The 20,801-nt window shown below is 40.4% G+C and carries 15 protein-coding genes and 2 pseudogenes; 7 read left to right on the forward strand and 10 right to left on the reverse strand.

The genetic code is table 11. The annotated features are described in order from the left end of the window. Nucleotides 1-114 precede the first annotated feature (114 nt). Nucleotides 115-1,629, reverse strand: coding sequence for a glycerol kinase GlpK (gene glpK / locus ACFE90_RS11635; protein ID WP_375500595.1), 1,515 nt, complete (start codon nucleotides 1,627-1,629; stop codon nucleotides 115-117). A gap of 159 nt (nucleotides 1,630-1,788) precedes the next feature. Beyond that, nucleotides 1,789-2,958 (reverse strand): PAS domain S-box protein, encoded by a 1,170-nt coding sequence (locus ACFE90_RS11640; protein ID WP_375500597.1) that lies wholly within the window; start codon nucleotides 2,956-2,958, stop codon nucleotides 1,789-1,791. 1,811 nt (nucleotides 2,959-4,769) lie between these two features. Here ACFE90_RS11640 and ACFE90_RS11645 point away from each other — a divergent pair. Next, nucleotides 4,770-5,102, forward strand: coding sequence for a hypothetical protein (locus ACFE90_RS11645; protein WP_375500599.1), 333 nt, complete (start codon nucleotides 4,770-4,772; stop codon nucleotides 5,100-5,102). 393 nt (nucleotides 5,103-5,495) lie between these two features. Here the strand turns inward: ACFE90_RS11645 and egtD are convergent, their stop codons facing one another. Continuing rightward, the gene (egtD, locus tag ACFE90_RS11650) at nucleotides 5,496-6,530 is read right to left on the reverse strand and encodes an L-histidine N(alpha)-methyltransferase (RefSeq protein ID WP_375500601.1); all 1,035 of its coding nucleotides are present in this window, start codon (nucleotides 6,528-6,530) and stop codon (nucleotides 5,496-5,498) included. A gap of 357 nt (nucleotides 6,531-6,887) precedes the next feature. On the opposite strand from egtD, the gene ACFE90_RS11655 reads away from it, so the two are divergent. From ACFE90_RS11655 to ACFE90_RS11670, 4 genes are all read left to right on the forward strand, one after another. Continuing rightward, a complete protein-coding gene (locus ACFE90_RS11655) occupies nucleotides 6,888-7,103 on the forward strand; it encodes a hypothetical protein (protein WP_375500603.1) in 216 nt (71 codons plus the stop codon). A 154-nt stretch (nucleotides 7,104-7,257) separates the two neighbouring features. Continuing rightward, on the forward strand, nucleotides 7,258-7,425 hold the full coding sequence (locus ACFE90_RS11660; protein WP_375500605.1) for a hypothetical protein: 168 nt from the start codon (nucleotides 7,258-7,260) through the stop codon (nucleotides 7,423-7,425). Between the two features lie 76 nt (nucleotides 7,426-7,501). Then, nucleotides 7,502-10,510 (forward strand): UPF0182 family protein, encoded by a 3,009-nt coding sequence (locus tag ACFE90_RS11665; protein ID WP_375500607.1) that lies wholly within the window; start codon nucleotides 7,502-7,504, stop codon nucleotides 10,508-10,510. Nucleotides 10,511-10,742: 232 nt separating this feature from the next. Further along, nucleotides 10,743-10,925 carry a hypothetical protein gene (locus tag ACFE90_RS11670; protein ID WP_375500609.1) on the forward strand — a complete coding sequence of 61 codons (183 nt, stop codon included), beginning with the start codon at nucleotides 10,743-10,745 and terminating at the stop codon, nucleotides 10,923-10,925. Nucleotides 10,926-10,982: 57 nt separating this feature from the next. Here the strand turns inward: ACFE90_RS11670 and ACFE90_RS11675 are convergent, their stop codons facing one another. The 7 genes and pseudogenes from ACFE90_RS11675 to ACFE90_RS11705 all read right to left on the reverse strand — a co-directional run bounded on the left by ACFE90_RS11675 (nucleotide 10,983) and on the right by ACFE90_RS11705 (nucleotide 16,937). Next, entirely contained in the window at nucleotides 10,983-11,456 is a 474-nt protein-coding gene (locus ACFE90_RS11675; protein ID WP_375500611.1) for a hypothetical protein, read from the reverse strand. A gap of 104 nt (nucleotides 11,457-11,560) precedes the next feature. Continuing rightward, nucleotides 11,561-11,866: a hypothetical protein gene (locus tag ACFE90_RS11680; protein ID WP_375500613.1), complete on the reverse strand. Its 306-nt coding sequence runs from the start codon at nucleotides 11,864-11,866 to the stop codon at nucleotides 11,561-11,563. Between the two features lie 260 nt (nucleotides 11,867-12,126). Then, the gene (locus tag ACFE90_RS11685) at nucleotides 12,127-13,530 is read right to left on the reverse strand and encodes a glycoside hydrolase 100 family protein (protein WP_375500615.1); all 1,404 of its coding nucleotides are present in this window, start codon (nucleotides 13,528-13,530) and stop codon (nucleotides 12,127-12,129) included. Between the two features lie 268 nt (nucleotides 13,531-13,798). After that, a complete protein-coding gene (locus ACFE90_RS11690; protein ID WP_375500617.1) occupies nucleotides 13,799-13,990 on the reverse strand; it encodes an SDR family oxidoreductase in 192 nt (63 codons plus the stop codon). 23 nt (nucleotides 13,991-14,013) lie between these two features. Beyond that, nucleotides 14,014-14,139 (reverse strand): annotated as a pseudogene (locus ACFE90_RS11695) (SDR family NAD(P)-dependent oxidoreductase); the annotation flags it as partial. A 463-nt stretch (nucleotides 14,140-14,602) separates the two neighbouring features. Beyond that, nucleotides 14,603-15,956 (reverse strand): annotated as a pseudogene (locus ACFE90_RS11700) (APC family permease). A 552-nt stretch (nucleotides 15,957-16,508) separates the two neighbouring features. Further along, nucleotides 16,509-16,937 carry a hypothetical protein gene (locus ACFE90_RS11705; RefSeq protein ID WP_375500619.1) on the reverse strand — a complete coding sequence of 143 codons (429 nt, stop codon included), beginning with the start codon at nucleotides 16,935-16,937 and terminating at the stop codon, nucleotides 16,509-16,511. A gap of 1,159 nt (nucleotides 16,938-18,096) precedes the next feature. Here ACFE90_RS11705 and ACFE90_RS11710 point away from each other — a divergent pair. Beyond that, nucleotides 18,097-18,738, forward strand: coding sequence for a hypothetical protein (locus tag ACFE90_RS11710; RefSeq protein ID WP_375500621.1), 642 nt, complete (start codon nucleotides 18,097-18,099; stop codon nucleotides 18,736-18,738). A gap of 624 nt (nucleotides 18,739-19,362) precedes the next feature. Further along, nucleotides 19,363-20,727, forward strand: a complete 1,365-nt coding sequence (locus ACFE90_RS11715) for a hypothetical protein (protein WP_375500623.1) — start codon at nucleotides 19,363-19,365, stop codon at nucleotides 20,725-20,727. Nucleotides 20,728-20,801 lie beyond the last annotated feature (74 nt).

A 20,801-nucleotide genomic window follows, 5' to 3' on the forward strand; every position in this document is an offset into this window, starting at 1 on the left:
ACTTTCATCTTCTTACTTCTCCCGCCTTTTTTCTAATTCACATTAGGCGTCAATTGCAAGTGTTTCACCGTTAATTGTTCAGGTGAATGTGAATAACTCGTTTTTGGTGAAGAGCTACTCTTCCCAGGCGAGAGTGCGTTTCACTGCCTTTTGCCAAGTAGCAAAATTGGACAATGGGAAATTGTTCTTCGGCTCAAACACACGTTCAATTTGCCGTTGTTCCACCAGTGCTTCATAGCTCTGCCAAAATCCTACAGCTAAACCTGCTGCAAACGCTGCACCCTGAACGGTCGTATCGCGCATTACCTTTCGTTCAATTGGAATACCTAAAACATCAGCTTGGAACTGCATCAGAAAATTATTCTCGCAAGCACCACCATCTACCATTAATCGCCCAACTGGAGTACTACTAGAGGCATTAATCGCCTGTACTATTTCCAGAACTTGATAAGCGATCGCTTCCAACACGGCGCGAACTAGATGCTCTGGTTGTACACTGGCGGTAATGCCGAAAAAGGCTCCCCTGGCGCTCATATCCCAGTAAGGTGCGCCTAGCCCACTAAATGCAGGCACAAAGTAGACTCCGCCATTATCTGTTACCTGATTTGCCATCGCTTCACTTTCAGCAGCAGTTTTAATCAGCCTCAGGCGATCGCGTAACCATTGAATACAAGTTCCACTAGTAAACATACTACCTTCTAAGGCATAGCCCACATCTAAAGTTCCCTTCGGATTTGCTTGTGTCCATGCCACTGTAGAAATAAGTTGATGGTGCGAACGTACAATTTGAGCGCCTGTATGAGCAACTAAAAAGCTACCAGTGCCGTAAGTACATTTCATCAAACCGGGGCGATCGCAGCCATGACCAAATAGAGCAGCTTGTTGATCCCCCAAAATGGCAGTAATGGGAATTTCAGCGCCCAACAAAGTAGCATCAGTGACTCCAAATACTCCTAAACTAGGCTGAATCTGGGGCAAAATATGCACAGGAATCTGAAATAGTTCAAGTAAGTTCTCATCCCACTCAAAGGTTTTGAGATTCATCAACATTGTCCGGCTGGCGTTGCTGTGGTCAGTAGCATGGACTTTACCACCTGTGAGGTTCCACAGCACCCAGGTATCAATAGTGCCTGCTAAGACATTATTCAGGTCAGTATCTGTAAACTTGTCTAATAGCCATCTGAACTTGGTAGCAGAAAAGTAAGCATCGATGATTAATCCGGTGCGATCGTAAATTTCATTAGCGTAGCCTTGCTGTTGTAATTGGTGGCAAAGGGGAGCAGTGCGGCGATCTTGCCAGACGATCGCTCTATGGAGTGGTTTACCAGTAGTTTTGTCCCAAATCAAACAGGTTTCACGCTGTACAGTTAGCCCCAAGGCTGCGATCGCAGATGGAGCAATCTGGGCATTGCCAATTGCGGTTTGCATCACCCAACACGTATCCTGCCAGATTTGCTGAGGGTCATGTTCTAACCATCCGGGCTGAGGATAATACTGAGTTAGTTCTTTGTATGCCTGTCCAACTATCTTGCCGTCTGCGTCAAACACAAAGGCGCGGTTGCCTGTTGTACCTAAGTCTAGTGCTAAGATGTAGCCCAATGATGGAGTTGTGTTGCCAAGTGTATGCATAGCTGCTTTGACATGCTGCAATTGCGATTTTAGCAATACATGTAAAATCAGATATACATTATTTTGGGTACATTTTTAAATTCTGCGATCGTGTAGTTTCTTTGTAGGATAAGAGGATAACAATGAGGTCATATTTTCTCATGGGATACTTATAAGTAATTAATCAAAATCTCTCAAGATCATGTGTTTTTTTAAGTCAAAACTGATTATGCCTTCTTCCTGTAATTTGCCAATCAATCGTGTAATTGTTACCCTGGTAGTGCAGCAGGCGCTAGCAATATCTTCGTGAGTAAAGCGAACACTTAGGCGAGTTCCCTCCGGGACAGTTTCACCAACTTCCCGTTTCAAAAGTTGTAATAGATGGTGCAAGCGCTCTTGTACCCGTCGTCTTCCAGAAATGACTAGAAAAGATTCTGTTTGGCGTAAGCGCTGATTAATTTTTGGTAAAAGGATATGGCTCAGGTTGGGGGAAGCTGCTATTTCTGCTGCGTAAATTGACACCAACTCGACATCAGAGAGGGCTGTTGCTTGGTAAATGTTTAAAGATGTTAAACTAGAGCCAAAAACCATTTCTGCTGTTGCCAATCCTATTAGAACTTCTTCACCCGTTTCACAGTAAGTACTAAGTTTGACCAAACCCTGACAAACATACAAAATTACTAATGGGTTAAGGGGAATAGTTTCTCCTTTAGAATATTTTTGCAAAGGACGATCATACAAGAGGTTGCTATCGTCTTTGACTACTGCTGATTCTACCCCTTTCCGTTCAGAAATATTACGTAACACCCAGCGTAAAGAGGTTGCCTTACCCTGTGGATTCCGGGCAACTGCCACTGTCAAAGCTGCATCAAATAACTCACCATGACGTTGTTGCAAGCGTATCAATAGCTCTTTAACTCTGTCTGATTGAGATAGTTCGATAAGTTCGCTACGAAGATGCTGACGTTCTTCTAGAGGGACGAAGTTAATCATTGGTTTACCCACCAAAAATTGCTTTGAAACATTGAGCAATTTAGCAGCAGTAAAGTTAGCTTCTTGGATGATTCCTTCTGTATTAGTCACTAAATAGGCGTCAGGCGCAAACTCGAATAATTCTTGATAGTGTTGGCGTTCTGATTCTAACCAATTCCGTGTTTGTATTAATTCCTCATTTTGTTGATGGAGTTCCTCTGCTGCTAACTGCACTATTTTTGAAGTGCTATAGAGTTCTTTAAAAGCTTGCGGCAGCAGATCCGGTGAAATCCAAGGTAATACACTAGCAGTTTGGTATAAATCTGCTAAACGATTGTGCAATGTTTCTGAGCGTTGGATAAATTTTTCTATGTTCACCTTAAATTCCCGCTACTTACTTGCAGAGTTGAAGCAAAAAATCTACTAGGTAAATTATTGGAAAAATTGCAGTATTCCATTTTATAAATTTAACTAGTTCTGAACTGCAATTATTATTCAATAGAACCTATAAGAATATATCTATATCTAGGTTTTCAACAAGTTATGTCTCATAGCACTACAGACAGTTGGTATAGTATTGTAAATGATATGTATTGCATTTAACCTAGATGAGCAAAGCAGATTGAATCTAGGGAACTAGAGAGTGTCCATTGATAACTTTTGCACTCAGATGCTTTTTTACAAAGAGCTTACAACATTTTGCTAAGTATTATTTCTACCTTTAGTGGGAAGATTTGGTAAACTTAGTTAAATAGGGATGCAAAATCCGCTGACTCCAGATTATGCTAATTTGTGATTAAACTTATAAGCCAGTCACAATTATGACAAGCAGAGAAATTAAATAAAACAGCACAGTTAGAAAACCCTGGCTCTCAACTTTTAGTTCCTATTCTTGTTTAGCCCACTTTTTCATTTTCCCAATGAATGATTTATTGCTAATAATAATTGTTTCCATGATTACTCATAATAACTAATAATCTTTTCCCCAACTTCCATCACAAGCATCAAACTACTACTACCAAAGATATATAGTTTAAGTTAAGTTTATTTGTGATTATGAATACATTTTTTGGACAAAAAGATTCCTGACTTCTTACAAAAGTCGGAAATCTGAGCTTTTGGATTTTCACAAGTCTATGAAGTAACTATATGGCATAAGCAAAAGTAAGACTAATGGATATAAATAATTAAAACTATTGGTATAGCAAATTACATAACAACTTAATAATTATCCGCTTCTTTAGTTAGAGAATAAATTAAGCAATAAGCTGGTGTAATTTAAAAATGCGTAACAGCTTATCAACGCGCAAATTATTAAGGAGTGATGGGTGAGGTATAAATACTGTAAAATCTCATCTCGTCACTTTTTTTATTATTTCAGTTTACAGGGCTTATCAATTGATTAAACTACATAACTCCCAACTCACTACTCCCCGTCCCAGCCGTAGTTTAAATAACTGAAATGGTATAACGCACCGTCCAAAACCTTTAGTAATTTAGAGCTAAGTAAGTCGGTGCGAATAAATAAAACTATATTAAGTAATATAAAATTATTGTCATCAAGTTTGTAGTAAAGACTTCAATCCTTCTTTTGGGACTAAAGTTATTACTACAAACCTTTAATTATTTACGCCCTTTTACTTAAATATCCATAATTCACCATACATATACTTAGGTTTTTTCAAAAATCAAATTTGATTGCTATAGACATATTAGTATCCATCCCGGAACGCATACACGTACTTTTATAAAAATCACTTCATAAAAGTCAGCTTTTGTTAAAACTTTATATATTGTTGGTTGTAGTTCATTAAATATACGATTTATTAGCTAATTTACTTAAAATCGCGTTTTTCAAAAACTTCAGTAAAATTCCTATTTGAAGAATCATAAAATACGACTAAATTATTAATAGTTAGTGCGGAATTAATTGATGAATAAACGTCAATTATTTCAGGTGTATTTATTTGCAAGCTCTCTGTAAGATCGATTCTGTAATTTTAGAATAACCCCTCTCTTAAAGGAAGAGCAGAGTTTAGCTTTCCTCTACCTTATATGAAAGGTAACTGAAGGGGTTAAGTTTTTGTGAGTGAATCGATGTACTAAGCTGCGATTTATCTTGGAAAATCACGGTTTTATTTTCAACTGAGAACAAATATAACTTCTTGAAGCTTTTTTGACAAATCCCCATGCGACAATATATTTTTAATCTGCTAATACTGGTATTAGGAACAAGCTCGACTTTTATAATTACTCCATCTCAAGCTGAAACTCCGGTAAAATCCAACACCCAAAATACTGATAATATTACTTCCATATCTCCAAATTCACCTTCGGCTATCCAATTGAGTGATTTTGCCAATTCTACTAATAGCAAATTGTCTATCCTCTCTGAGGCAGACAAGAACTCTTCTGATGCTAATACCAATATAGCTGATAATGCCAATATAACTGCAACTAAGCCGAAGTCACGGGTTCCTATATTCAGCAGAATTTTTCCTACACCTTCGATGCAGCAATAATTAGAGGCTAAATATTTAGTTTACTAGTTTGTGCTGGTAGATGTATAAAATTTACATTTCATACAAACTTAAATAGTGAAAATACTATTATAGTGAGAGATTTTAATTTTTCTCTCTCACTCGTGTAGGACGAATATCGCTTATAACGATTCTCGCTTGTATTTAACATACTTAGACCTCACTTCATTCCCCAATCCTTGTAGGGTTGGGGGTGTTTTTGTTAGGTCTATATTACAATACGTTTGGGTTAAGGATTTTTGGTATTGATTTTAACTATGTAGAGACGTTGCTTTTCTTCGTCTCTACATAGGATTTAGGGCTTAACTGAACTGTATTGGTCTATATTGGACTCACTGAGAACCGCTATCTATGTGAGGCATACTCTGATTTGCTTTATGCTTGCAGTTGACAGAGCAATAAACCAAACCATTGATTTGGATCTGTCCATATTTGGAGAGGTAATAAACCGTGTGCGGTGAGTTGCTGCTTGATAATATTAAGGTCAAATTTACGGGAAATTTCGGTGAGGATAGTCTCACCTAGTGCAAAATTAACCTTGAGGTTAAGAGCGCGTAATTCTACAATTTGCGATCGCAGGCTGCGTAAATGCATTTCTATTTGATGCTCATTTTCATTGTAAAATGCCCAGTGTTCAAACTGGGTGGTGTCAAAATTCCCCTCAAACTGTTGATTTAAATGCTCCAGCATATTGAGGTTAAATGCTGCCGTCACTCCCTGGCTGTCGTTATAAGCTGGTTCCAAAATCTGTTTCGGCTTTCGTAAATCTATCCCCAACAAGAAATACTCACCTACTTGTAGGGCTTCTGTAATTTGAGAGAAGAATACATCACATTCATTAGGTGTAAGATTACCTAAACTGCTACCAATAAAACAAATCATCCTGCTGGGTAATTGCGTCGGTAGGAGTTTTGCAAGAGCTAATTCATAAGTTGCCGCTAAAGCATAAACTTGCAGTAAGGGATAATCTCTTAATAACTGCTTGGCGCTACTTTCCAATATACCTGCACACACATCAATTGGTAAGTAGTGCAGGGGATAGTCTAGTTGCTGGTAGGAATCTAGTAAAATGCGGGTTTTGGTAGAACTGCCACTGCCAAGTTCTACTAATTCACAAGCGCCAGTTATCTTGGCAATTTCGCCAGCATACTGTTGTAAAATCGTTGTTTCTGTGCGTGTGAGATAATATTCTGGTAAATTACAGATTAACTCAAATAGCTCAGAACCACGGTCATCATAAAAGTAAGAGGGGGGTAGAGATTTAGATGTTTGAGTTAATCCCTTCACTACATCACTCCCAGTACTAGGTGCAACTATTTGAGTTGCTCCTATCAAACACTGCATCTGCAAGCGTTTTTCAACGGTGTTTTGAGAAGTAACGTTCCTGTTGAGAGCTTTATATATCGACATTAAACCTCCGTATGCTTGGCGTAATAGGTTACGTGTGATAGCAAACCTTTACTCTAATTAGTGAAACACATAGCCATAGCTAATAAAATCATGCTTGAGCAATATTGCTCAAGCTTTAAAGGTCTTTTTAGGGATTTCCTGATTCAAATGACAATATAGCGGTTCTCCTTTATGTGAGGTATATCGGTAGGGGCACGGATACTGCCGTGCCCCTATGTCGTGTTGTTGAGGCTTTGAACTCCAACTTCTATCCTTAGAACTTGGAACTTCATGCTCAGAACTATCTAAGCTTACCCTGAGAACTCGGATGTTCTAAACTGGAACTACATTTAAAAATTAGATAGGAGATAAGCAATAATGCTACGAACCATTGAAGGAATTTATAAAAATTGCAAAATTAAACTAGCTGAAACACCACAAGGTATTACTGAAAACAGAGTATTTGTTACTTTCTTAGAAACAATAAGTATGATTTGGCCAGAAACGATTATGCAACATCAAGGTGTAGTAAAAATTATTATTGTTGAGTTTTTCCAAGACAAACTGCTACCAGCTAACGAATTCGAGTTTTAATGATGGGTTATTTACTCAATAGTTGCGTAATTATTGATTTTTTCAAAGGAGAATAAAATACTTTCAAGCTATTACAGTCTATTACTCCTATTGATATTTTTATTTCCTCCTTAACAGGAATGGAGATTAAGTACGGATTAGCCTTAAAAATTCAATGATTGATGAAGCATTATTAGGTTCGATTAGAATTTTACCTTTTGGTATGGAAGAAGCACAACAAGCTGCCCAAATTAGAAGTATTCTAAAGACAGCAGGTACTCCTATCGGTTTTTATGAGGTACTAATCGCAGCAACAGCACTAACTCACAATCATTTTTTGTAACATCTAATCTTCGAGAATTTTAAAGAGTACCTAGCTTGCAAATAGAGAATTGGCATTTTTATTAAATTACATATCAATGTATTGGAAATGGGGCTTTAGATTATTAATTGTATTTTTAGGGCTGTGGCTACTCCTGGATCTGGGTTCTTGCGTGGGAGCAGAGATTTTTTGGTTTCAGGAAGTCGGTTACCTGCAAGTATTTCTCTTAAGACTAGTGACTCGTGGTGTTTTGTGGGTAGTGGTGGCTGGGGTAACTGCTGCCTATCTATTGCTAAATCTGGCTCTAGCACAACGGCTAAAATATTCCCAGCCTCTGAGAATTGAGGAAGTTAGGCGTGGGGAAGCAGAACTCACTAGTGAATTAACAAATTTTCTCAGTCCTCATTATCCAAGACGCAGTGAAACTCCGATACTTGCGCCGCAACGCTTAAAAAAAATGAGATTGCGCGGGTTATTACCCCTAACTTTAGTAATGAGTTTGTTGATCGGGTTAATGCTGGCTCACTATGGTCAAGTTGCTGTTTCTTACTGGCATTCTCCAGTTAACCAAGATATTCTACCAATTCCCACCTTATTCCGACCACAGACAATCTGGCCACTCTTGAGGCAGATTTTCTCTCAAGTCTCTTATTTCGGTTTAATTGTAGGAGTAGCGATCGCAATCTTAATATATCCCAAATTTTTACTAACTGCGATCGCAATTTTCTTCAGTCCCATTTTTGCCTTCATCATATTCCAACACTGGCCAAAGGTGCTGCAATATTTCCACCCCACCCTTTTCAACAGCACTGAGCCTTTATTTGGTCGAGATATCAGCTTTTACGTATTTTCTTTACCCGTTTGGGAACTGTTAGAACTCTGGCTGATGGGATTATGTTTGTATGGATTCGTCGCCGTTACTCTTACTTATCTCCTGTCGGCCGACAGTTTAAGTCAGGGAATTTTCCCTGGTTTTTCGCCCCAGCAACAGCGTCATTTATTCGGTATGGGTGGCTTGTTGATGCTGGTAGTGGCTTTGAGTTACTGGCAAAGTCGCTATGAACTCGTGTATTCTACACGTGGAGTAAGTTATGGTGCCAGCTATACCGATGTCACAGCCCAGTTGCCAGCTTACACCGTCTTTTGCATCCTGGCAGTAGCGATCGCCTTTTACCTACTTTGGCGAACGTTTTTCTGGAAACCTAAATCTCAGTATCGTCCTTTGGTATTTTACGGATTAGGGGTTTATCTAGTACTAGTTGCAGCTGCTGACATTGTTCTACCTGGGGTGGTGCAATATTTAATTGTCCAACCTAATGAGTTACAACGAGAGCAACCCTACATTCAGCGTACTATTGCCTTGACTCGCCAAGCATTCGATCTAGAGGCGATAGATGCTAGAACGTTCAACCCGCAAGGAACATTAACTCAAGCTGATATTCAAAAGAATGACTTGACAATTCGCAATATTCGCTTGTGGGATGAGCGACCACTATTAGAAACCAACCGTCAACTACAACAAATTCGGCCCTACTATCAGTTCCCCGATGCCGATATTGACCGCTACACTCTCAAAACAGATGTAACTTCACGCCGACCATCTGCTCCCCAAAAGCCACCAGAACCTAAGCAGGAACCAGCTGAGTCAGCAGAACGGCGGCAGGTACTGATTGCCGCACGAGAATTAGACTACAATGCTGTACCACAGGAAGCTCAAACATGGGTTAACCGTCATTTAATTTATACTCACGGTTTTGGGTTTACTGTTAGCCCAGTTAATACAGTTGGGCCGGGTGGGCTACCAGAATATTTTGTCAAAGATATTAGTGGTAATAGTAGCGCCCTCACAACTTCCAATGCAGCCATTCGTGACAGTATTCCTATTGGGCAACCCCGGATTTATTACGGTGAAATAACCAATACCTACGTAATGACTGGCACAAGAGTTAGAGAGCTAGACTATCCTAGTGGTAGCGATAATGTTTACAATTCTTACGATGGTCTAGGCGGCGTTGAAATCGCTTCAGCATGGCGACGCTGGTTATTTGCTATGTATTTGAAAGATTGGCAGATGCTGCTGACGCGAGACTTTTTGCCAGAGACAAAGGTGCTACTGCGGCGAAATGTGAAGCAAAGAATTCAAGCGATCGCACCTTTCCTCAAATTTGACAGCGATCCCTATTTAGTGGCTGCTGCTGCTAATCAAGATTTCCCAAGTAATCCCAGCTATCTTTACTGGATTGTTGATGCCTACACGACGAGCGATCGCTATCCTTACTCAGACACTGGTAGCGATGGTATCAACTACATTCGTAACTCAATCAAGGTAGTGATTGATGCCTATCACGGTAGTGTTAACTTTTATATTGCCGATCCAAGCGATCCGATCATTGCCACTTGGTCAGCGATATTTCCCAACATGTTTAAACCGCTCAGTACAATGCCAGTCAATCTCCGCAGTCATACGCGGTATCCGGTGGACTTCTTCAAAATTCAATGTGAGCGGTTGATGACCTACCACATGACCGATCCCCAGGTATTTTACAATCGGGAAGACCAGTGGCAAATTCCCAACGAAATCTATGGCAGTGAACCTCGTCCGGTAGAGCCGTACTATTTGATTACTAATCTACCCACCGTACCTTTTGAAGAGTTTATCCTGCTTCTGCCCTATACTCCCAAACAACGGACTAATTTAATTGCTTGGTTAGCGGCGCGATCGGATGGCAAGAATTACGGTAGGCTAGTACTATATGTCTTTCCTAAAGAACGCCTGGTTTACGGCCCAGAGCAAATTGAGGCGCGGATTAACCAAGACCCAGTAATTTCTCAGCAAATTTCCCTGTGGAATCGCCAGGGGTCGAGAGCTATTCAGGGCAATTTATTAGTCATTCCGATTGAGCAATCGCTGCTGTATGTCGAGCCAATCTATTTAGAAGCCACACAAAATAGTCTACCAACTTTGGTGCGGGTAGTCGTGGCTTACGAAAACCGGATTGTCATGGCACAAACATTAGAACAAGCCTTGCAAGGAATTTTTAAACCAGAAGTTACACCAGCCCCGGCGATTATCCGTCCCTTTGAAGAAGCAGCCCCGCCTGGTTAAAATAATTCGTAATACTTCGGCAATGCTCAGTACAAGTTCGTAATACTTCAGCAACGCTCAGTACAAGTTCGTAATACTTCAGCAACGCTCAGTACAAGTTCGTAATTCGTATAAACTTAAGGTTGCCACATACTCACCCAAAAGGGAGCTTTTGCAAGATATCTATTAACAAAATTTATTGCAACAGACATAGTTTAATAGTTCAACATAGTGTAATAGACACTAAAAGTTAATGAACATCGTGCAAAGTAAACAACTAGAGATCCGCCACATTAGTCCTAAAGTGAGGCAGTTAATTCAAATGTACGCCGATGTTAATAACTGTACGCAACCTGAGATGTTAGAGCGCATTGTTTTGGAGTGGAACGCCCAACAAAGCGAGAGCGAACGACCGCCAGGAGACGAAGATGAATAGCTTTCTTGGACAATCTCTAGTCCGCTTTTAGCGAGAGACTTTCATGAATTTGGCTCTTTAGTTGTAGAAAAACTTTCTAGAAATTGGGTCTTGTTTCAGGGATTGAATAAAATCCCTCAAAGTGATCATGCTGCCTGTTAAAGTGAATTTAGGAGTGCCATTTTGAGCAACGATTCTCACTTCACCATCTTGGATCTGAATCTTATTTTTAATACTATCCCATAGAATATCGAAGCTCTGGTCATCGTTGCAACCATTAGCTTCAAGGAATCTTTGGCGTACTTCTGTTTTTAGTGCTAGTGCTTCTGCTGTTTGAGTCCGCGCCTCAAAGTGCTTAATTACATCTTCGTAAGCACTCTCTCTTAGAGTTTTGTTTTCAGCCATAACTTGCTCTAGCTGAGTTTTTATGGCTTGCAGTTGGGACGCTAAAGCGGCTGATTTATGATATTCAAGTTTTAAGGCTTGCTTTGCATTCGCTAACAAAGCTTTATAATCTAACTGATCTTGATCTTGATTTTTTTCGGATTGCATTTTTATCTCTTGAGCAACAGATTTGCGGTGAAAAAATCTCGTCAGTTCTATTATAAAAACTGGCGAGAGTTTAATAAATATTTTCTGTGTTCTCTAAGTATTTGTTATTGTTGTACCAATAATGGTGATTCCGAGTGAGGATTCTCCTGGATACTACTCAGACTAGAACTAATGTGGGAGCGGATTGCTCGTTCATAAACACTAGTCTGCTGAGTGCGTACCCCTACAGCTTGATATATTAAGTTAACTTCTGGGAATTCAGACCAATACATCAAAAAAATGTCTTTAGCTGGAGTAATAATTTCATAATTATTCTCTTGTCTTTTCTTTCTAAGTTTACAATTATTTAGTTGTAATTTTTGTCTGAATAGTTGTTCAAATTCTGAAATTAAATCTGAAGTAGTTTTCATGGTTTATACACGTTAAAACGTGTTAATGATGCAAAGACTATCTTGTGATACTACTCAGTATGACACTTCAGATACCTCTTACGATATAGTGTATCAGTTATCCGGTCTTTGAGAACTTAAAGTTTATCTTTACCTACTCTTTTGAAAAAGCACGCTATGGGTAGCGTCTTTAAGAGTTGCGGTACTAGTAAGCAGAGGCATCCTGTATATCCTGTATAAGTACAATGGCTAAATCATCGCTTCGGGGGGCAAATCAGTATCTACAGGCTACAGCCTGGGCCTTCAAGTCCTTCTGCAAAGCTGATTAATTCTAAGTACTCTGGATTTTCTACGAATTTTTTGGCTGCTAGCAATCCGGCAATGCTCCAAGTTTGATAAGTTCTGGCTTCTTTGCCAATCAAACGGCCATTGTTACCATCGTAGTATTCTGGGAATTTATCCTTAAATAAACGCCTTTCGGCAATGGCGATCGCTGCTTGGGCAAGTTCTGTTCGACCTGCTTTCAGTGCTGCTGTGGTAAATAACCACAGCAAAACGGGCCAGTTACCGCCGTTGTGATAAGACCAAGCCCTGTTTTTAGAATCACATCCTGTAACAATTCTCCACTCTAAACCTTCCAAAGCTGGAAAGCAGATTTTAACAGGCATATAGCCAATCAAGTCTTGCCAACGTTGGGCAAATAAATTCATAATGCTTTGAGATTCTTTAACGCTTGCTAAGGAAGCTAAGATTGCCATCAGATTTCCCAGAGCAAAAAAGCGAAAATCTATCCGTCCCGGCCCCAGATTTCCCGCTAAATATCCTCCAGTTTCGGGCAACCACTCGGTCAACCAAGTGGGGATTGATTCTGAGTTGATGTTGAATTTATTAACAATTTCTTTACCAAATTCGTTATCCTTGTAACGATAAATTTCCCCCAATCGCTTCAGGTCTAGCCAGTAATAGTTGCGGATATGATATTTCAAAGATCCCAATCGTCTATTGACTTTGCCAAGGTAGCTATCGCCATCCCCATCTGGTAAAAGCAATTCAGTCGCAGCCCTGAGGGATGCATAGAATAACACCTGAATTTCTAGAGGATGTTCGTAGACTCCCATGCGACGGTCAATCATAAACGCGCCATCGGGAACTAACATTGTCGGGTACATGGAAAAGCGATGTACCAAGCAAAGATCCAAAATTAACTTGATTCCTGCTTGAAAATCTGGCTGACGCGCTAGAGTCAAATCGCCTGTAGCTTTTTCATAGGCGCGTAGCAAGAGAATCCACCACATACAAGAATCAATTGGGGGAACGCGAGCGATCGCCAGTTCACCAAAATCAGCGACCAAAAATTCCTCATTCCCATTAGAATGTACTTTGAAACTTGCAGGCATTAATCCCGCTCCTGGTTCAAAGCAGTCTATCTGCTTTTCATGACTTTGTAATTTCAGTGTTTCTACTAAGAAGTTACGCACAATCTCTGCTTTGCCGTGCATGAGAAACACCAAAGCAGAAGGGACAAAATCGCGGAGGAAGCACTGGTCGTAATTGAGAGCATCTGACTCCGCATCCTGGGCGGCTACAGTACCAATGGGTTTTCCCTGGTAATAAATTATCGACTCTTCCAACAATTTCCAGGCTTCTGCTTCGAGCAGACTGTTCTTATCGATCGCGCTAGTCATGGGCGTTTAATTCCACTAATAATATGTATCGGCTCAATTGTGGAAAGTACGCAAGCCTTACCTCAATGAAGAGGCAGAGGCAGGGGGAAGGGGGCAGAAAGCAGGGGGACATGACCTCTTCCTCCTGCTGTGGAGCAGAGCAGAATATAGGTCTGAATCTCCCACTTCAACAAGCATAGTTCTCGTACCATACGGGAAGCTAAGGCAACAGGCAGGGTGTTCACGTAGCTCTGCATTGCCCGTAGCTCTACGGTTGGCGCAGCCTCTCCTAGAGTTGGGTCGGAAGTGTCGAATCCCTTTTCTGCTTTATCCCCCTTTCTCCCTGCTCCCTTGCCTCTTTCTTAAGCTGACCAAGATTCTCGGAAGTCAGATACAGAGTCAATCCACCATCTATGAATAGGGTTTGTCCAATGATGTAGGCGGCTTCATCCGAAGCTAAAAAAGCTACTGCGGCTGCCATCTCCTCTGAGGAGCCAGCACAGCTTCCGGCTCTTTGCAGTAATTGATGGCGATGTTGCACCCTTCTTGAGCGAGTCTAATAGCGATCGCTTGACCTATACCTGAAGTTGCACCTGTAATTAAAGCATTCTTTCCTTTTAACCCTATCATATTTCCTGCCCTTACTTGAATTTGCACCAGTCAAAAAATTTTGGATTTTAGATTATTCTTTTGGATATTTAAGCTTGCTGTTGTCAACCCCCAATAGAGGTAATTTAAAAATATAAAGGTTCTTGTGTACATAAAGTACATTTCATCCCCAACTCCTTTCTTTGCCAAGGAGCTACAGTGTAAACACAAATTATACAATTACCTAAAATTCTTCTAAAACCTCACCCTGTTCTATCGGACATCCCTCTCCTTACTAAGGAGAGGGACAGGTTTTGCACAAGCAAAACCAGGGTGAGGTATCTCAGGGGCAATGGTAAAAAACAGAATTTTTTTGAAGTTCATCAATTTTCTCCTTGATTCAGTAGCTTGTGGTTAGTAGTTAGTAAAACAACTGATAGTCATGGAATTTTGAATTACTTATAGTGTGAGGCTTAGGTTGCAAAATCCAAAATCCAAAATTGTATTAAGTCCTACCTTGGCGATAGTTATTCCAGAACAACAGGGGGATACCTGCTGCCACAACTAAAACACCTGCAACTGCTCCCACACCTGTATAAACCAAGCTGGAATAAAGCAATTAAGCGCAAACGGCACAAAAGAGTAATGGTGGCAAAGGATAAAATGGCACACGGAATGGGCGCACTATGTGGGGTTCGCGGTTTCGCAATACTAGGAGTGATATCCCGGAAAGCAAGAAGAACCAAAATATCGGGGCGGTGTAATCCACCATTGTTTCAAAACCTTTGCGAGTAAGCGTGCCTAAAAAAACCAGTGCTAAGGCGATCGCAGCTTGCAATAATAAGGCATGGGTAGGACTACTAGGACGTTGTTGCCAGCGCCCCATAAAACCAAATAGCGAAAAATCCTGTCCCAGTGCGAAATTGGTACGCGCTCCGGTAAAGATTGTGGTGTTGTTGCTCCCAAAGTAGCGATCGCAATCAATACACTGATAAACAAGGCTCCCGGTTCGCCCCAAAGAGAGTGTATTAAATCTGCGGCTACTGCTTCTGATTGGGCCATGTTTGCTAATCCCAATCCCCGCAGGTAAGCCAGATTGATGAGTAAGTAAATGGCAGCGATAATGCCAATACTCCACATTAGCGATCGCACAATATTACGTCGTCCATCTTGAATTTCTGCCGAGATGTAAGCCGCTTCATTCCAACCGCCGTAAGAAAGCAGCACAAACACTATCGCCAGTCCCCACGTTCCTGATGATGCAGATTCCACAGGGGCGGCAGAATTGGGAATGGCGGTAAGCCCAAGAATTACTACCAGCAACAAACCCAGAACTTTTGCAGCACTCAGCAAGTTTTGTGTCCACTTACCCTGCTGCAAACCGATGATGTTCAAAGCAGTTAAAAGTGCGATCGCGATGGTTGCATAGATAGAAGACGAAAACGTTCCTAGCCGCCATATCTGAGAAACACAATCGCCAAAAACAAATGCCAACAGAGCAATGAAACCAGTTTGAATCACTGTCATCCGCACCCAGGCAAATAAAAAGGCGACTCCCCGCCCGAATATACGTTTCAAATGAAAGTAAGCACTACCAACATCGGGATAGGCTGTCGCCAACTCTGCATAGCACAGCGCTCCTATCAGAGATACTACACCACCAATTAGCCAAAAAAGCAGTACAGCAGTATCACTACCTGCTTGATTTGCCACTAAAGCCGGGGTTTCAAAAATCCCTGCCCCGATGACAATACCGACAATCAGAGCCACTGCGTCTGGTAATCTTAAGATGGCTTAGGTGCTGCTACTTCTGTTGTTTCTGACTGCTGAAGCAAACTGTAGTCTTTACGTCTACTCACATTACTTCCTTATTAGTGTTGAGTAGGAACTCGCCGCTTTGTTTCATCTTTTTTTGCACTGTTTTACCTATATCTCTATGGTTCAAAACAAATGTGACTCAAAAATGACAATTATTAATGATATGCCTTCAAATGGGAATATCCATCTCGCCACATTCAGAGGGATCTCTCTACAGTGATCGCTTCAATTTCTATTGCTAGACAACATCTATGGTTTTCATAACAATGATAACTTAATGTGAGACAAGGAACAATGCCCCAGTTTACTGTTAAGTCCCTAATGTCACCTATTTACCTCTGATTTCTTTCAGAAGTATTTACATTATTAACTTGTCTTAATTCTGGTAATAGGCTAGAAAATCTAACTTAATAAAACGTCTTCCTTGAGTGGGACTTATAGTAGTCTAGAGAATGATTGACTAATAGCAACTAATCGTGCCTTTTTATTAAATAGCTAGAGAAAGTGATCGCCTAAAACTTCAGATTAAAGAAGGGTGCATAGATGTGCGCCCTTCTTTAATAAATAAAAAAATCTTTTTTACCTTTATTCCTTTAGTATCTGCTACTGGGAAAAAGTAAAATATCTATCAATTCGCCAATCACCAAACCTAATATTGCTATGACTGTTAAAACCCAAAATGAATCTAGCTTGTCGAAGCCAGAAAAGCGCATTTCCAAATCAGCTAGAAGCGTGGTTGCTAGAGGTATGAGAAAAAGCCTTAATAATAGCGACCAAGTTGCTACAAAAGCAATTGATACACTTAAAAATAATATAACAGCTAAAGTTTTAGACCCAAATTCAACTAAACGCTCTAACCAAGAAATACTTTTCCGCACTACAGCTATAACCATAGTAGCGACAAAAGCTCCTACTAACCAAATAATATGATGAGCAGCAAGATACCATCCTAAAAGAGTGTAAGCCAGCCATAGTAATACTAAAGGCATCAAAGGAATCCTATTAAAAAATTCCACATTCATACTGCTAAGGCTTGTAAAAATACCAAGTTAATATCTTAATTTTAGTCAAAGTTTGTTACCACTTAAATATCTAAATATATCAACTTTGCTCAGGATATTCCTCTATCTACGGGGCAAATTTAAGGACATACTCTTTCGTTGTGACAAAAAAATGTATATAGGTCTACTTAATGTTTCTATTGGGATATCTGAGCCTTAGACGCTTAGAAGGTAATACGCTTGGGTTAGTGCCAAAAATCTTAAGTTGCGTAGGTTTGGTTGAGAAATAAACCCAACAGATCGGTGGCTTTGTTGGGTTAAGCAAAGGTAACCCAACCTATAATTTTTCATAAAGCCAAGCGTATTGGCTTACAAGGTCTATAGCAACAACAGCTTGCTAAATCAGAAAATTTATACTTAGTAAAATAAAGTTATATTTAAAACATATATAACTATTTTAGAACAAAGGTACTAAACTATAAAATACTAGCAACGTATAAGTAAATTGATTTTGATTCTCAGCTATTTGCCATGAAATTTAATCAAGAGGTAGTTACAATTCACCGTGTACAACTTTGACAACTGTCCACAATAGTGTTGCATGTCTCAAGCTCATGGTAATATTATTTTACTGTTAGGAGATATTATTTTATACATCAATTTTTAAACATGCTGAAACAGTTAGTTAGGTGCGCTACCTCCAAAAAAGAAAAATTATTCAACCTACCAAGGAAATCCACAAAAGCGCCAACTTGCAAAGCACAGAGTTTTTAAAATTCTGCTTATATAAGGTACTAAATAGCTCACAAAGTCCTCTTTGAGAAATCATTAGAGCTAGCTAAGAAGGTATAAAACCCTCTTAAAATGGCAAAAAATTAGACAAGAATAAATAGAAAAATTTTGACACTAAGTCAGTTGTTTTTCGTATATGTAAAAATATCGAAAAGCCAAATTTGTCTTGTCAATAAGACATTAATATTGTGTGTTTTATTTTAGATATTGATTTCTCTTTGTGGGTAGTTACCTATATAAAATCCCTATTTCATTGTCGAAAACTTAAGCTACCTCAACCAAATGAGGGAAACACTTAAATCTAAAAAATGATTTAGGACTGCTAGATCAATCTTGATTTAGTAATGACTCGATTCTTAACAACGTCAGCAAAAGTAACAGGAAAAACATGAATATTATTGTTCGTTTGGTTGGAGCGATCGCTCTCCAAATATCTGCGATCGCTACGATGTCTACTATGGCAATGGCTAATGACAAGCCCCTGCGTGTCGATACCCAGCAGACTCCTGCTGCTTCTCAACAGAAAACAACGCAGAGGATTTGCTCTTTAGATTCCATTGATAATTTATTACCTCCAGTACAGACAAAGGCAAGTAATTCTTTGCTTTCTTACCTTGCAGAACAGGGTTTTATACAGAATCAAGAGGGTTCTTGGGTCTGTTATGCGAACGATCCTAAAAAAGAAGGGCGTTACTTTACCCTATTTAAGGTTAAACAAGTTGATAGCAGACTCATAGCAAGTTCTTTCCTAGATGAGGGCAGTCTGATTCAGGGACAGGAAAATCGTAGTTTGGACTTCTTTATGATGCTGATTAAGCGTCACATGAATACTAGTCCAGAGAACCGTCAAGGTATACGTAGGTATTTAGAAGCCTTTGTCTCGTTAGTAAAAGAAGGCAAGATCAAACCCACACGTCGTGGGTTTCTTTTCGACCAACCCAACCGGGGATTGGTCTTATATCACACACTCTCATCAGGAAATCTCAAAGGTACTGGAATCACGATCAACATTTCTTTACCTAAGAGTTAAATGAACTGGGAAGTGGGAAGTAGCAAGTGAAATGAGTATAGATGGGATTCAAACCTCACCGAAGAGGCAGGTGGGAAGGGAGCTAAAAGCTTGGGGGAGCAAGCCCTTCCCAAGAGCGTGGAGCAAAGCGAAACATGGGTACGTTCGCGGAGCGTCTCGTAAAGCCTGCGGCATAGCAACTCTTAGAGACGCTACGCGAACGCTTAGGGCGCAGCCTCTGTAAGAGTTGAGAAGCCCCGTCCTTCTTTGTCCGCTTGAACTGGGGCAAAGTACAAGCTCTGTCTCAGTTTTTCCCCCAGCAAAGCGCCCCCTGCTCCCTTGCCTCTTTTGACTCAACTCATAAAGAAATTTTCTCCCAATCCCAATTCTAGCTACCAAGGATAAGCTAAAAAACATCTAATTTGCATAATCGAATTAAATATAACTCTTGTGGGGTGGGCCGAAAAGCCCGCCCAGCTTATGCAATTTAAATGTGGAACAGCTTAGAAGTGATGTTGGCAGACTCAGTGAGTCTGGAGTATTGCTGCGACCCCTTGAATTTCCAAAGCTATTAATATCAACCCCACGGACTGAAAGAAGGACGTGAATAACCAATAAATTGCTGTCATTTAATGGAGGTGCATCTTGGCTAAATCAATCGTTCAAAGAATTGGAATGCCGTACCACTTCCCTGCGGGACGCTACGCGAACGTGGAAGCAAGCTACACGGAGCGTCTCGTAGAGAAGGCGGTTCGGTTTACGACCATCGTATTCTCATCTGTTGCAGTACTACTCACTACGTATCAGTCTGCTTTTGCACAGCTCAATATTGGACGCTATGGTATCCAACAAGGACTGGAGTATGAGTATCTCCAGTACCAAATCAATAACCAGAATCTGAGCCAGATGCGAGTCATTCCTGGATGTAATGTGGGATTTGGTCTGACCTGCAATAAAACTGGATCGGTAATCCAGCGATTACTGGATTTAAACGACGGGACTAGCTATCAAAACCTCTTGATACGAGCAGCTGGTGGGGAAGAAAACTTCCAGAATTTCGCTAGCTTTTACGGTAACAATCTCAATCTCTCTGAGGTGCCTTACGCCTCATTTTGGAGAAACCAATCCCCCGCAATCATGGATGGTTCTCAATACCTTCTTGGACAACCTGTTGGTCGGAATCCAGTAGAAGGACTCGGACTTGTAACCAAGCAGTTTTACTGGTCACCATACTCAGGAACCAATAACTCGGTTAGTCTCCGTAATGGATTACTAGACTTGAAGTTGTCATACGGACGACTACTCTTTGAGGAAGCCTCAAAAATTCCCAATATTAAGGAGCAGATTCAGTCTTTAGGTCTGTCGCCAAAGATGACGAATTTCTATTTCAATAAAATTTCTACAGGCTTGAATGCGTTGAATTCTGGGAATCCAAACCAACTCCAACAGAGGATTTTTGAAGTACTATCCTTTCCATACTCTGAAAATGGTGGGGAACTCGGACGTCCCAATAACGCGATTCCACAGGAATTTAGTCAGATATTGGGAGAAGATATCCCAGGAGATATATTGCTGAGTGATAATCCACTAGCGTTGGATGGAGAAGTAATGGGCCTCGATACTTCCCCTGCCTCTATGGGAGATGTTTTGGTACAAGACAGTCCTGATTCCTTTCCACTCTGGCCAATATTCGGAATTGGAGGTCTTGCTTTAATTCTGCTTCTACTACTGAATGGCGATAGTTCTTCAGCTCAAGCATCTGTTTCATCTGTTTCTTCAGGAAATGCACCTTTGTCTCTCACCAGCACAGGCGAGTGCGATCTGACTCCCAGTGGTAATGGTTCTGATCACACACAGATCATTGAGATTCCGTGTAATGTTACTCCTAAAACCCCTACGGAAGTGAAGAAGGTAGTGGAGCCATCAATGATCAAAGCGCTTTTATTGCTAATTGTTCTATTATGCATAGTTCGTTACAAACATCGTTCCTTAAAAATCCGTAATTCATAATTCTTCCAGCAGCTTTAATTACTGTAAGGTTACAGTAATACTCATTGGTGTCAACTTAAAGTAAAAGTCATGTC

This window comes from uncultured Nostoc sp., from assembly GCF_964245445.1.
Taxonomy (GTDB): domain Bacteria; phylum Cyanobacteriota; class Cyanobacteriia; order Cyanobacteriales; family Nostocaceae; genus Nostoc.

What these genes read in the sequence shown, in the direction of transcription:
- glpK (WP_375500595.1), bottom strand. Translation starts at nt 1,629, where the DNA reads ATGCATACACTTGGCAACACAACTCCATCATTGGGCTACATCTTAGCA.
- ACFE90_RS11645 (WP_375500599.1), top strand. Translation starts at nt 4,770, where the DNA reads ATGCGACAATATATTTTTAATCTGCTAATACTGGTATTAGGAACAAGC.
- egtD (WP_375500601.1), bottom strand. Translation starts at nt 6,530, where the DNA reads ATGTCGATATATAAAGCTCTCAACAGGAACGTTACTTCTCAAAACACC.
- ACFE90_RS11655 (WP_375500603.1), top strand. Translation starts at nt 6,888, where the DNA reads ATGCTACGAACCATTGAAGGAATTTATAAAAATTGCAAAATTAAACTA.
- ACFE90_RS11660 (WP_375500605.1), top strand. Translation starts at nt 7,258, where the DNA reads ATGATTGATGAAGCATTATTAGGTTCGATTAGAATTTTACCTTTTGGT.
- ACFE90_RS11665 (WP_375500607.1), top strand. Translation starts at nt 7,502, where the DNA reads ATGTATTGGAAATGGGGCTTTAGATTATTAATTGTATTTTTAGGGCTG.
- ACFE90_RS11670 (WP_375500609.1), top strand. Translation starts at nt 10,743, where the DNA reads ATGAACATCGTGCAAAGTAAACAACTAGAGATCCGCCACATTAGTCCT.
- ACFE90_RS11675 (WP_375500611.1), bottom strand. Translation starts at nt 11,456, where the DNA reads ATGCAATCCGAAAAAAATCAAGATCAAGATCAGTTAGATTATAAAGCT.
- ACFE90_RS11680 (WP_375500613.1), bottom strand. Translation starts at nt 11,866, where the DNA reads ATGAAAACTACTTCAGATTTAATTTCAGAATTTGAACAACTATTCAGA.
- ACFE90_RS11685 (WP_375500615.1), bottom strand. Translation starts at nt 13,530, where the DNA reads ATGACTAGCGCGATCGATAAGAACAGTCTGCTCGAAGCAGAAGCCTGG.
- ACFE90_RS11690 (WP_375500617.1), bottom strand. Translation starts at nt 13,990, where the DNA reads ATGGCAGCCGCAGTAGCTTTTTTAGCTTCGGATGAAGCCGCCTACATC.
- ACFE90_RS11705 (WP_375500619.1), bottom strand. Translation starts at nt 16,937, where the DNA reads ATGAATGTGGAATTTTTTAATAGGATTCCTTTGATGCCTTTAGTATTA.
- ACFE90_RS11710 (WP_375500621.1), top strand. Translation starts at nt 18,097, where the DNA reads ATGAATATTATTGTTCGTTTGGTTGGAGCGATCGCTCTCCAAATATCT.